Raw genomic sequence first — 11,707 nt, forward strand, 5'->3', positions numbered from 1 at the left:
GAGGCTCTCCATGGACAACGCCACCTGCTACGCCGTCTACAAGGGCTATTGCCTCGTCTGCTCCGCGGAGGAAGACGGCACGCTCCACGGCCGCATCGACGGCATCCGCGACATCGTCACCTTCCACGCCGCCACCCCCGAAGCACTCCAGATCGCCTTCGAGGAAGCCGTGGAGGACTATTTGGCCGTCTGCCAGGAATCCTGCCTGCCGCCCGACGTGCCAGCCTGAGCCGAGCTCCTGGCGTTAGTCTGCCTGCTGCCACGGCCGGCATGAATCGCGCCCTGACTCGCCCGCCGCTCTTTCGCTCTTCTGGCGCACGGCCTGGGCAGAGCCCCGTCGACGCGGGACCCCCGCTTGTTGCCGCCGAGTATAAGCTGACCGGATAGGACGGTTGAAGCCCTTTCCCTCCCACTTTCATCAATTGACATCAATTCTCAATTTCATTATCAGCACTTCATCCCGGGGCGTTTCCGGACGGTGGCCATGCCCGGCGCGTCAGGCGGCCTGGAAGTCCGCGCCATGCCGCCTGACGCGCTCCTGCTCCGATGACGGCGACGCCCCGGGATATTTCTTCTGGAGGTTGCCGTTGATCCCGTCTCACGTCGCCCGCGCCCTGACCACCCTGCTCCCCATCCGCCAACCCGTATTTCTCTGGGGTCCCCCGGGCGTCGGCAAAAGCCAGATCGTGGCTCAGACCGCCGCCGCTCTCGGCCTTGAGCTCATCGACATCCGGGCCGTGCTCCTTGATCCCGTGGACCTGCGCGGCTTGCCGCAAATCGACGCCAACGGCCGCACCCACTGGCGCGCTCCGGCCTTTTTGCCGACAAGCGGCCAGGGCGTCCTTTTTCTCGACGAATTAAACGCCGCCCCGCCCCTGGTCCAGGCCGCCTGCTACCAGCTCATCCTCGACCGGGCCCTGGGCGAATACCGCCTGCCCGACGGCTGGACCGTCATCGCCGCCGGCAACCGCGATCAGGACCGGGCCGTCACCCACCGGATGCCGACCGCTTTGGCCAACCGGTTCGTGCACCTGGAAATCGAACCCCACCTGGAGGACTGGATTGCCTGGGCGGAAGCTGCGGGCATCGCGTCCGAGGTCACGGCCTTTTTGCGCTTCCGGCCCGCTTTGCTCCACGATTTCGATCCGACCCGGGCCGTCCGGTCCTTCCCCACGCCCCGGTCCTGGGAATTCGTGTCCACCATGTTGCAGGGCGCGCCCGATCCGCAGGTGGAACTGGAACTGCTGCGCGGGGCCGTGGGCGACGGCGCGGCTTTGGAATTTTCCGGATTTTTGCGCACCTGGCGCGAGCTGCCCGACACCGACGCCGTGTTGGCCGATCCCGACGCCGCGCCGGCCCCGGTGGAACCGGCCGCAGCCTACGCCATCTGCGAGGCCCTAGGACGGCTGGCCTGCCCGGACGTCATGCCGGCGCTGACCCGCTACGCCGCCCGGCTGCCGGTGGAATTCGGGGTGCTGCTCATGCGCGACGCCGTGCGCCGCGACAGCCGCACGGCCAAGACGCCGTCATTTGCCGCCTGGGCCCGGGACAACGCCGAGGTGTTCGTGTGACCGCGCCCGACGCCGTGGGCCGAAAGCTCGTGCGGGCGCGCATGGAGCTCGTGCTGGGCCACCCCTTTTTCGGGGCCATGGCCCTGCGTCTGGCCCCCCTGGCCGACGCCTCCTGCCGCGACGTCTGGACCGACGGCGTCACGCTCGGCTACAATCCTCTTTACGTGACCGAGCGCAGCGAGGACGAAATCGCGGCGATTATCGCCCATGAAATCCTGCACTTGGCCTGCGAACACCATCTGCGCCGCAAGGACCGGGACAAGGCGCTGTGGAACCGGGCCTGCGACCTGGCCGTGGCCGCCCTTTTGGTGGAAGCGGGTTTCACCCTGCCCCCGGGCCACCCCTTCGAGGCCACCCAGGCCGGCAAACCGGCCGAGGCCATCTATGCCGTGCTGGCCGGCGAAATCGACCAGCGCCACGGCGGCGGCGGCACGGATGCGGCCAAGACATCGGCCCTGCCGGCCGACACCGCCCCGGGCGGCGGCGATGGCGACACGCCGCTGGCCGCCAAGGCCGGACAAGCCGAACCCGCGCCGTCCGGCTCCGCGCTTAACGGCCAGGACAAGCAGCCCCAAAGCGCCTCGGGCGACCAGGACAGGGCCGGAACCCTTGGCCAAACGCCAAGCCGCAGCATCGGCGAGGTGCGCGACCACCCGGACCTGGACGGGCAGCGCCGTGAATCCGAACACCGCGATCTGACCGACAAGCTGCGCCAGGACGTCAACCAGTCGCGCCGGGCGGCCAGCGCCATGGGCAACATGCCGGCCGGCCTCGACCGGCTGCTGGCCGAGCTGGCCGCGCCCAGGCTCGACTGGGCGGCGCTCTTGCGCCGCTTCATCCTGGCCCGGGCGGTCAGCGACTATTCCTGGTCGCCGCCCAGCCGCCGCCATATCCACCTGGGCCTCTATCTACCCTCGCCGCGCTCCATGACCCTGGGCGAGGTGGCCCTTGTTCTCGACACCTCCGGCTCGGTGGACGAGGAGCTTCTCGCCGCCTTTTGCGCCGAACTCGGCTCCATCCTGAGCGCCTGCGAGGCAAGCCTTCACGTCTATGCCTGCGACGCGGACGTGAGCGAAGCGACCGTGTACTCCCGGGCCGATCCGCCCCTGGCGCTGACTCCGCGAGGAGGCGGCGGCACGGACTACCGCCCGGCCTTCGCCAAGGTCGAGGCCGACGGCTTGCGGCCGGCCTGTCTGCTCTATTTCACCGATCTCCAGTGCGACCGCTTTCCCGAGGAGCCGGCCTATCCGGTGCTGTGGATCGTGCCAAAAACCGCCAAGGAGCGACCGCCGTTCGGCGACGTCGTGCAACTGGACTAGGAGAGTCCCCTATGCGCATCACCTGGCATATCGTCAAAAAGCGCGGCAACCTGCGTCCCGAGCTAGTTTACGACGTCGTCCTGGAAGGCCACGAAAAGGCTCTGGCCTTGCCTTACGTGCGTGTCGATTCGACCATCCCCGAGCCGCCGTCCTCCTGGCAGGCCCACTGCTATCCCGGCCAGCACGAACGGGCCGGGGCCGCGCCGGCCGGCTTTTACCAGCTGGCCACGCCCAACCACGCCACCGGCACGCTGCGGCAAACGCTGCGCCTGCCCTGGCGGCAGGACAACGCCTACCCGGAAGTGGAAGCGTCGTTTGCAGCCCTGCGCCGGGCCTTCGAGATGGCTTTGGCCGAGGCCGGAGCCAGCCAGCCCATGGACATGTGGGGAGAGTTGACGCTGACCGCCGGCCTCAAGCGGGATCTGGCCCCGTCGCTCATGGCCGACCGGCTGCTGGGGTTGGCCCAGTAGCTTCACGCAGGTTCAAACGCTAAGGGGCCGCCCAGGAACCCGTCCCGGGCGGCCCCTTGGCGTTTACTCCGGGCCGGACTCATGGCGCGCCCACGAAAAACGCCTGATGGAAATGTCAAATCCACCGCCAGCCGCCACCCAAACTATCGGTTGCCCCTCCAAGATGTGGAGCAAAAAAGGCATCTTCCTGTCGCTTTCTTACGCCACAACCCAGACCGCCAACCCCTTGGCAGCGTGGATGATTTTGGTGGAGACGCTGCCGAAGAGGAATTCCTCCTGCTTGGACACGCCGCGCCGGCCCACGACCACGGTGCCGTAGCCGCCTTCCTCGGCCAGCCGCAGCACTTCCAGGGCGATGCTGGTGCCGATGCTGCATTCGGTGGCTTCCCGCAGCGGCGAACGGCAGCTCTCCACGAACCGTGTGCCGACCTTGTCGTCGGGGATGCCGGCCGCGACGAGCATGGCCCGGGCCTGGTCCAGGGCGTCGCGCATGGCGGCGTTGCGGCGCTGGCATTCGGCTTTCCAGGCCGCGTCATCGGCAAAAAGGTCCCGGTCGGCCGGCCGTTCGATGGCGGCCACATCGACTTGTCGGGTTCCGTCGTGCCCGACCATGGCCGCGACATAGGCCACGGAGCGCTGGGCATTGTCCGATCCGTCGTAGGCAATGAGGATTTTGTCGGTGTTCATGGCTGCTCCAGGTCAGATGCCGTTTCGGCCAAGGGCTTGGCGGGCGCGGCAGAGGTCGTCGATGAGTTCGCCGGCCGTGTCGTAATAGACTTCGGCGGCCAGGGAAAAACGCCGCAAGACATTGGTCATTTCGAGCGGGATGTAGGGAAAGAGCTTTTGCAGATTGACGATGCGGTTGGGAAACATGATGGAGCAATCGTCGCTGGTGATTTGCGCCCGCAAGGCCGGCGAGATGGACTGGGTGGTGTGTTGTCCCATGCCGACCAGGAACTGGATGATGTTGCCCAGGCCAAAGAGATCAAGGCCAAACGGGCTTTCCTGGAAGTCGAAGGTGTAGTCGAAATCGATCCAGCAGTACTGCCCGGAATCGTGGAGCACGTAGAGGTGGTCGCGGCGCACGTCGCCGTGTTTTTCGTTGCGGTCATGGAGCCATTTGATGGCCTGGCAGGCCTCGATGAAGCGTTCGAGGACCGTGGGAAAAAGGTCGTGAAAATAGTCGCGGTGCGGCATTTCCAGGGCCTCGATCTTCTCGTCCAGGCGCTTGCCGGCGACGAGGTCGAGGATGCGCACGGGATTGTCGGCCGCGTCGTAGATGGTCTCGCCCTGCATGAAGCGTGGGTCGCCACGCACAAGGTCGAGGATGCGGGTCTCCTTGCGCGGGCTTCTGGTGCAGGTGACCACCATGGAGCCGATGGTCATGGGAAAGTTCTCGTGGAAAACGAGCTTGACGATGTTGCGGCCGCCGGTTTCCAGGCAGCGGCAGCGTTTGACCCAGTACTTTGGGTCTTCCATGCCGAAGCGGCGTTCGGCCTCGTCGCGAAGCACCAGGAAGTGGCGCTCGCCAAGGACCATGACGTCGCCGTAGCCGATGCGCATGAATTCGGTGGTGTCGTCGTAGAGTTCCCCGACGTGGCGGGCCGGGAAATCCGGGGCCAGACGGGTGAGCAATTCGCGGGCGGATGGGGCCAAGGACGCCTCCGTGACGGTTGGACGTTTCCCATTCCTTGCCCGATTTCGGGTTGTTGGGCAACGGAGACGCCGGCATTTGAACCGCTTGTCTGGGACTTGGCGAGGGGCTAGGCTTGGTGCGCGTATGCCCGGCATCAGCCAGGCAGGATGACGACAGGGAAGTTGGAGGGCCTTATGATGGACAAACGTGTGGCCATTGTCACTGGAGCGTCCCGGGGCATCGGCGCGGCCGTGGCCCGGCGTCTGGCGGCGGACGGGCTGGCGGTGGTGGTCAATTACGTGACTGGGCAAAACCGGGCTGAGGCTGTTGTGCGCGACATTGTGGCCGAGAGCGGCCATGGGGTCGCCATCGGGGCCGACGTGTCCGACCCGGCCGACGCGGCGGCGCTCTTCGAGGCGGCCGAAGCTGTTTTCGGCGGCGTCGACGTCGTCGTCAACAACGCCGGGGTGATGCAGCCGGGGCTGGTTTCCCTGGCCGACACCAGCGACGACCTGTACGAGCGCATCGTGTCCATCAACCTTGGCGGCACGTTCAACATGTTGCGCCTGGCCGCGACACGGCTGCGCGACAATGGGCGCATCGTCAACTTCTCCTCCAGCGTGGTCGGCCTGCGGCCGGCCGGCTACGCCGTCTACGCCGCCACCAAGGCGGCGGTGGAAACCATGACCGCCATTTTCGCCAAGGAGATGGGACCGCGCGGCATAGCCGTCACGGCCGTGGCCCCGGGGCCGGTGGGCACGGAGCTGTTTTTGACGGGCAAGACGCCGGAAATGGTGGAGCGTATCGCGGCGGCCACGCCCCTTGGCCGGCTGGGCACGCCCGAGGACGTGGCCGGGGTCGTGTCATTTTTGGTTGGCGGCGACGGCGGCTGGATAAATGGCGCGGTCATTCGGGCTAATGGCGGCATGGTGTAGCGGGGCGCATTGGTCGGTTTTCCTGAACAGGATGTCCAGGCCCGGGGCCGCCGGACTCTGCCGGTTCCAGGGACAGCCCCGGGGCAGTTTTCGGCGTGATCCCGATGGATGCTTGCCGGGACGGTTTTTTCGACAAAAAAGCGCACCGGCGCGGACTATCCGCGCCGGTGCGCTGTATTTCATTGTGGTTCGCGCACCGCTCAGGCGGCGTGATGGGTGGCCGCCTGTTGCGTCAGGCTGGCCAGCCCGGCGAGGTCTTCATCGGAAAAGACCCGAGCCGTGTCGAGGAGTATGATGAAACGGCCGTTGTGGCGAGCGATGCCCTGGATGCAGGCCGCCTCGACGTCGGTTCCCATGCCCGGCGGCGGCGCGATGGCCTGGGCGTCGAGTTCCAGCACTTCCTTGACCGCTTCGGTCAGCGCCCCCACCAGTCGGACGCCCCCGTCGGGGTCGGGCTGCTCCACGATGACGATACGCGTATTCAGGGTTTGGTTGACTGGGCCGAAGCCGAGCTTGAGGCCGAGATCAAGGACCGGCACGGCCTGGCCCCGCACGTCGACCACCCCGCGCATGTGGTCGGGCATCCGCGGCAATCTGGCGATGTCCGTATAGTCGAGGATTTCCCGCACCACGTGGATATCGATGCCAAAGATGCCTGTTTCGCCCAGGATCAGGGTGAGAAATCGCCGGACGCCGATATTCGATGTCTGATTCATGGCCGTCCCCACTCTAGAATTGTTCGAAATGCTCGTCGCCAAGATCGACCTTGGCCGCCGCCGGCAACGGCACACCTTTTCGGGGGAGGGCCTTGCGCGGGGTGCCCTTGTCGCCCGTGGCCGTGCGGTGGGCGGCCCGGGGCACGCCTTGGCCGGCCACTTGGAAGAAGCCCACGGTGCTGACGAGCTGGGCGGCCTGGGAGGAAAGTTCCTCAGCCGTAGAGGCCAGTTCCTCGGAGGCCGAGGCGTTTTGCTGCACGACCTGATCAAGCTGCTGCAGGCCCTTGTTGACCTGTTCCACACCGGAGCTTTGCTCCTGGGAGGCGGCGGCGATCTCCTGAACGAGATCGGAAGTCTTGAGGATGTCCGGGACGAGCATTTCCAGGAGTCGGCCGGCCCGTTCGGCCACGTCGAGGCTGGAGGCGGACAAGGTGTTGATCTCAGCGGCCGCGCCCTGGCTGCGTTCGGCCAGCTTGCGCACTTCCGCGGCGACGACGGCGAATCCCCGGCCATGGTCGCCGGCCCGGGCGGCCTCGACGGCGGCGTTTAAGGCGAGCAGATCAGTCTGGCGGGCAATTTCCTCAATGATGGAGATCTTGGCCGCGATCTGGCGCATGGCGGCCACGGTGTCGACCATGGCCGCGCCGGATTCCTTGGCGTCGGCGCTGGCTTTCTTGGCCAGGGTTTCGGTCTGGCGGGCGTTGTCGGCGTTGCGCATGATGGAGCTGTTGATTTCTTCCATGGAAGAGGAACTTTCTTCCACTGCGGCGGCCTGTTCGGACGCGCCTTGGGACAGCGACTCGGAAGAGGCGCTCAGTTCCTCGGCCCCGGAAGCCATGTTCTCAGCACCGCTTTTGACTTCTTCGACGATCTCGGTGAGGCGTTCGATCATGGAAGCCAGGGAGCGCATGAGGACGTCCTCGGCGCAACGCGGCTCCACCTGGATGCGCAGGTTGCCCTCGGACATCATCTCGGCGATCTGCGTGACGCGCGTTTCGGCTTCGGCCACCTCGCGCATGGCCTGGCAGACCTGGCCGACCTCGTCGGCCCGGACCACTTCGAGTTTGTGGCCGAGATCACCTCGGGCCAGGGCCTTGGCAAACTCCATGCAGGCAATAAGCGGCTTGGCAATGGCGCGAGAGATACCGACGCCGAGCAGCAGGCCAATGACGATGCTTGTGCCGATGATGGCAAAAAGCACGTTTCGGCTCGTATTGTAGATTTCGCTGGACTCGTCGTAGTATCTTTTGGCGTTGTTTTCCTTGATGCGAACAAGATCTGTCATGATATCGTCAACAGCGTTAACCTTCTCGCGTCCGACCCCCAAGGCAAGATCAACGGAAGTCCTATTCGACTGCAGTTCTTCTTTATTGCAAGCCTCAATAATTTGATTCCATACAGGTTGCAGGGCATTCCAGGCGGCATCGAGTTTGGCAATTTTCTCTTTGCCTTCCTTGGAGAAGAACAAGTTTCTGGCGATGTTCATCTGCTCCTGGTATTCATTCTTATATTTTTCCAGGCTTTTTACGTTGCGAGCGCGATCTTCGAGTGAAGTCGTCATGATCATGTTTCGCACGGCACGGTCAGCATAAATAAGATCGATATTGGCTTCTTTGACAGCAGAAATGCCAAGAAGCTCTCGTTCGTACATCGTGTTATTCATGCTATTAATGGCACCCATATTGTGCAAACCGAGGTAACCGACAATTCCTGTAATAATCGCCATGATAATAAAAGAAATGATCAGTTTCTTGCCAACGCGCAAATCGTAAAACCACTGCATGAAACAACTCCATATCAAAACAAAACATAAAAACATCAGTCCGGCGTCTATGCCCTGACTGATCACCCAAAACCGCTTCCCCCAATCATCAACTTCAACGCCCCGAACAAGCCCCCCGCCTGCATCGGGATACGCCCTTGCCACCGACAGTCCTTTTTAACCAAGGGCATGCGGCAACCTGGGTTGGCGACTCGCGGGCATGGCAAATCCAGATCGTCATTGCTCTGCGAATTTCCTGGATTTTTTGCATTTCTCGCAAGTGTGCCGCCTTTCGTAATTTAAATGGACCATTAATATTTTGCAATAAGATTTGTTGTTACGCTAACCATATGTTGTCAAATGGTTTATTATGTGAATAATAACCGTTTCTCCATGGCACGCCTAAGGACGGACAACGTACAGCCTCCATCCGATGATGACGCCGAACATCGCCATGCAGGATTGGAGAGGCGAGTCCTGACCCGGGGTTCAAGAGACGAGTGCAACGCCCATCGATTGCGAAGCAGTGACGAGGCGCAATGGAGGCAAGGGGCTCATGCAAAGTGGCGACGACGAATGACTTGAGGCCTTGTGAACAACAATTCTATGACCGTCAGTCCCCGTTCAGTCGAGAAGCGTCAAGTATGGCGGAATGATGTTCTGGCGGCAGGCGGTTTGCCCAGCGTTCGGAAAGGGCATACCTGGTGCGCCAAGTTCGTCGTGGGCAGTCGTGGCTGGCTGGTTGTTCTGCACAAAAAAAAGGCCTTGCGGCATCTGCCGCAAGGCCCTTGCAATCCTTTGGTGGAGGCGATGGGACTTGAACCCACTACCTATGCGTTGCGAACGCATCGCTCTCCCAGATGAGCTACGCCCCCGTTGGGAGAAAGGTTATTAAGCGTATTCGCCGGCCCGGTCAAGAAATCCTTTGCCGTTTTCGTGGCGTCGGCCAAATGTCGCCGGCCGGCGGTTGACCTCGGGCGTTCCTGATGCCACTATGCCAATTGAAAGATACCCGAAACCATTATGCCTTTTTTGGCGATTTCGCCTCTGGAGATCCGACCATGAAGATCCATCGCGCCCTGCGCATGGAGCGCTGCATCGGCTGCCATTCCTGCTCCCTGGCCTGCGCCCGGCTGGTGTACAAGTCCATGTCCTGGCAGACCGCCGGCATTCGCATCCGGTCCACCGGCGGCGTGTCCAGCGGCTTCCAGGCCATCTTGTGTCTGGCCTGCGACCCGGCCCCGTGCGCGGCCGCTTGCCCAACCGGAGCCATGAGTCAGCGCAAGTCCGGCGGCGGGGTGACGCTCAAAAAATCCCTGTGCATCCAGTGCGGCCAGTGCGCCGCCGCCTGCCCGGTGGACGCCATCAATCTTGACGCGGCCGGCAATCCCGCCGTGTGCCTGCACTGCGGCCAGTGCACCGCCTATTGCCCCCATGACTGCCTGGAGCTGGTCGAGGCCGACACGCCCGCCGCCCCCTGCCTGGAGAGCTGCCATGTCGAATGAGGCAAACGATCTGTTCCGCGTCCTGGTGTATGACCTCGAACGCGGTCGCGGCGAATTGGCCATCCTGCCCGGTCGGCGGCAATGCCTCGGCGGCTCGGGGCTGGCGGCGCTCCTTTATGAAAAATACGGCCTGCCCACGGCCCCGGCCTTCGATCCCCGTCAGCCGCTGATATTCGCCATTGGTCCGGCCACGGGCTATTTCCCGCTCATGAGCAAGACCGTGTGCGGCTTCAAATCGCCATATAACGAAAACTACGCCGAATCCCACGCCGGCGGCCGCTCGGCCCTGGCCCTGCGCTTTGCCGGCTACGACGCCCTGGTCGTGGTGGGCAAGGCCCCACGGCTCTCCACCCTGGTGGTCGGCTCGCGGCGCATCGAACGTATCGACGTCCACTATCTGGCCGGGGCCGACGTGTTCACCACAGGCAAGCTCCTGCGAAAGATCGCCGAGGGGGCTTCGGGCCACCGCAGCATTCTACGCATCGGCCCGGCCGGAGAAAACGGCTCGGGCTACGCCTGCATCAACGTCGACACCTACCGCCACTTCGGCCGCCTCGGAGCCGGGGCGGTCATGGGCTCGAAAAACCTCAAAGGCATCGTCATCCAGGGCGACGGCGACCTGCCGCTGCCGGCCGACAAGGGCTATGCCAAGCTTTTCAAGGACATCCACGAAAAGGTCACATCCTCCGGGATGATGGAAAAATACCACAACCTTGGCACCCCGGCCAACGTGTTGCCCTTAAACGAACTCAAGTCGCTGCCCTGGCGCAACCTGGCCGCGACGAGCGATTCCGAGGCCGACAAGATCTCGGGCGAGGCCTTTGCCGAAAAGCTCCTCATGCACAACGCTGCCTGCGCCGGCTGTCCGGTGGGCTGCATCCACGTCGGCATGGTGCGCGAGATGTTCTCCTCTTCCCACCGGTTCGCCATCCATCAGGTGGCCTACGACCACGAACCCAACTTCGCGGCCGGCCCCATGCTTGGCGTCGTCGATCCGGTGGAAGTGCTGGCGATAAACGACATGGCCGACCGCCAGGGCCTGGACATCATCTCGGCCGGCGTGGCCCTGGCTTGGGCCGTGGAGGCCACGCAAAAGGGCGTCATTTCCGAAAAGGACACCGAGGTGAAGCTCACCTTTGGCGACGCGGCTGCCCTCAAACGCGCCATGTGGCTCATCGGCCACAAGGCCAACGACTTCTATGCGCTCCTTGGCCAGGGGGCCATGGTCGCCGCCGCTCATTACGGCGGGGCCGACTACGCCTGCGTGCTGGGCCAGGAAATGGCCGGCTACGCCACGGGCGAGACCTATTTTGCCTCCCAGACCGTCGCCTTCCGCCATTCCCACCTCGATACCGGGGCCTACTCCTACGACCAGAAGCACAAGGAGCAGGACGTGGCCAAGGTGGTGGACTTCCTGGTCAAGGACGAGCGCGAGCGAGTGCTTCTGACTTGCCTCGTGGCCTGCCTTTTCGCCCGGGAGGTCTACAAGCCCGAAGTCATCGCCTCGGTGCTCGGCTGCCTGGGCCATGAGGAACTGGCCGGCTCCTTTGACGCCGCCGCCGAGAATGCCCGGCGCGCCCGCTGGCGGCTCAAGATCGCCACCGGCTACGACCCCAGGGCCACGCGCATCCCCAAACGCTTCACCGAGGTGACCACCTGGAAGGGTCCGGTGGACGCGGTCTACATGGAGGCCCTGCGGGCCGCCTACGCCGAGGCCGTGGCCGAACTCGGCGCGCCGCCTGCCACCGACCAGGCCCAGCCGCCGGCTTTGTAAAAAACGCAGTCCCCGCCGT

At 64.0% G+C, this 11,707-nt stretch carries 11 protein-coding genes and 1 tRNA gene; 7 read left to right on the forward strand and 5 right to left on the reverse strand.

Going from position 1 to position 11,707, the window contains the following annotated elements:
• Positions 1-10: 10 nt before the first annotated feature.
• From DMR_RS10830 to DMR_RS10845, 4 genes are all read left to right on the forward strand, one after another.
• On the forward strand, positions 11-229 hold the full coding sequence (locus tag DMR_RS10830; protein WP_015860946.1) for a hypothetical protein: 219 nt from the start codon (positions 11-13) through the stop codon (positions 227-229).
• A gap of 358 nt (positions 230-587) precedes the next feature.
• On the forward strand, positions 588-1,571 hold the full coding sequence (locus DMR_RS10835; RefSeq protein WP_043600507.1) for an AAA family ATPase: 984 nt from the start codon (positions 588-590) through the stop codon (positions 1,569-1,571).
• Positions 1,568-2,890, forward strand: coding sequence for a vWA domain-containing protein (locus DMR_RS10840; RefSeq protein ID WP_015860948.1), 1,323 nt, complete (start codon positions 1,568-1,570; stop codon positions 2,888-2,890). The genes DMR_RS10835 and DMR_RS10840 overlap by 4 nt, the downstream gene beginning before the upstream one ends.
• 11 nt (positions 2,891-2,901) lie before the next feature.
• Positions 2,902-3,360 (forward strand): hypothetical protein, encoded by a 459-nt coding sequence (locus tag DMR_RS10845; RefSeq protein WP_015860949.1) that lies wholly within the window; start codon positions 2,902-2,904, stop codon positions 3,358-3,360.
• A 198-nt stretch (positions 3,361-3,558) separates the two neighbouring features.
• Here DMR_RS10845 and DMR_RS10850 read toward each other — a convergent pair whose 3' ends face one another.
• Together DMR_RS10850 and DMR_RS10855 are read right to left on the reverse strand one after the other, a co-directional pair.
• Positions 3,559-4,047, reverse strand: coding sequence for a universal stress protein (locus DMR_RS10850; protein WP_015860950.1), 489 nt, complete (start codon positions 4,045-4,047; stop codon positions 3,559-3,561).
• 12 nt (positions 4,048-4,059) lie between these two features.
• Positions 4,060-5,016, reverse strand: coding sequence for a hypothetical protein (locus DMR_RS10855; RefSeq protein ID WP_015860951.1), 957 nt, complete (start codon positions 5,014-5,016; stop codon positions 4,060-4,062).
• A 174-nt stretch (positions 5,017-5,190) separates the two neighbouring features.
• Between DMR_RS10855 and DMR_RS10860 the strand changes: the two genes are divergently transcribed.
• Positions 5,191-5,931 (forward strand): SDR family oxidoreductase, encoded by a 741-nt coding sequence (locus tag DMR_RS10860; protein ID WP_043600510.1) that lies wholly within the window; start codon positions 5,191-5,193, stop codon positions 5,929-5,931.
• A gap of 200 nt (positions 5,932-6,131) precedes the next feature.
• On the opposite strand, the gene DMR_RS10865 is transcribed toward DMR_RS10860, so the two are convergent.
• The 3 genes from DMR_RS10865 to DMR_RS10875 form a co-directional block, all read right to left on the reverse strand.
• On the reverse strand, positions 6,132-6,647 hold the full coding sequence (locus DMR_RS10865) for a chemotaxis protein CheW (RefSeq protein WP_015860953.1): 516 nt from the start codon (positions 6,645-6,647) through the stop codon (positions 6,132-6,134).
• A gap of 13 nt (positions 6,648-6,660) precedes the next feature.
• Positions 6,661-8,430 carry a methyl-accepting chemotaxis protein gene (locus DMR_RS10870; RefSeq protein WP_015860954.1) on the reverse strand — a complete coding sequence of 590 codons (1,770 nt, stop codon included), beginning with the start codon at positions 8,428-8,430 and terminating at the stop codon, positions 6,661-6,663.
• A 778-nt stretch (positions 8,431-9,208) separates the two neighbouring features.
• Positions 9,209-9,284 (reverse strand) — tRNA-Ala (locus DMR_RS10875).
• A 186-nt stretch (positions 9,285-9,470) separates the two neighbouring features.
• On the opposite strand from DMR_RS10875, the gene DMR_RS10880 reads away from it, so the two are divergent.
• Positions 9,471-9,914 carry a 4Fe-4S dicluster domain-containing protein gene (locus tag DMR_RS10880; protein ID WP_015860955.1) on the forward strand — a complete coding sequence of 148 codons (444 nt, stop codon included), beginning with the start codon at positions 9,471-9,473 and terminating at the stop codon, positions 9,912-9,914.
• The gene (locus DMR_RS10885) at positions 9,904-11,688 is read left to right on the forward strand and encodes an aldehyde ferredoxin oxidoreductase C-terminal domain-containing protein (RefSeq protein WP_015860956.1); all 1,785 of its coding nucleotides are present in this window, start codon (positions 9,904-9,906) and stop codon (positions 11,686-11,688) included. The genes DMR_RS10880 and DMR_RS10885 overlap by 11 nt, the downstream gene beginning before the upstream one ends.
• Positions 11,689-11,707: the final 19 nt, after the last annotated feature.

It is taken from the genome of Solidesulfovibrio magneticus RS-1 (genome assembly GCF_000010665.1).
Taxonomy (GTDB): Bacteria; Desulfobacterota; Desulfovibrionia; order Desulfovibrionales; family Desulfovibrionaceae; genus Solidesulfovibrio; species Solidesulfovibrio magneticus.

What these genes read in the sequence shown, in the direction of transcription:
- DMR_RS10870 (WP_015860954.1), bottom strand. Translation starts at nt 8,430, where the DNA reads ATGCAGTGGTTTTACGATTTGCGCGTTGGCAAGAAACTGATCATTTCT.
- DMR_RS10865 (WP_015860953.1), bottom strand. Translation starts at nt 6,647, where the DNA reads ATGAATCAGACATCGAATATCGGCGTCCGGCGATTTCTCACCCTGATC.
- DMR_RS10880 (WP_015860955.1), top strand. Translation starts at nt 9,471, where the DNA reads ATGAAGATCCATCGCGCCCTGCGCATGGAGCGCTGCATCGGCTGCCAT.
- DMR_RS10860 (WP_043600510.1), top strand. Translation starts at nt 5,191, where the DNA reads ATGATGGACAAACGTGTGGCCATTGTCACTGGAGCGTCCCGGGGCATC.
- DMR_RS10850 (WP_015860950.1), bottom strand. Translation starts at nt 4,047, where the DNA reads ATGAACACCGACAAAATCCTCATTGCCTACGACGGATCGGACAATGCC.
- DMR_RS10830 (WP_015860946.1), top strand. Translation starts at nt 11, where the DNA reads ATGGACAACGCCACCTGCTACGCCGTCTACAAGGGCTATTGCCTCGTC.
- DMR_RS10885 (WP_015860956.1), top strand. Translation starts at nt 9,904, where the DNA reads ATGTCGAATGAGGCAAACGATCTGTTCCGCGTCCTGGTGTATGACCTC.
- DMR_RS10845 (WP_015860949.1), top strand. Translation starts at nt 2,902, where the DNA reads ATGCGCATCACCTGGCATATCGTCAAAAAGCGCGGCAACCTGCGTCCC.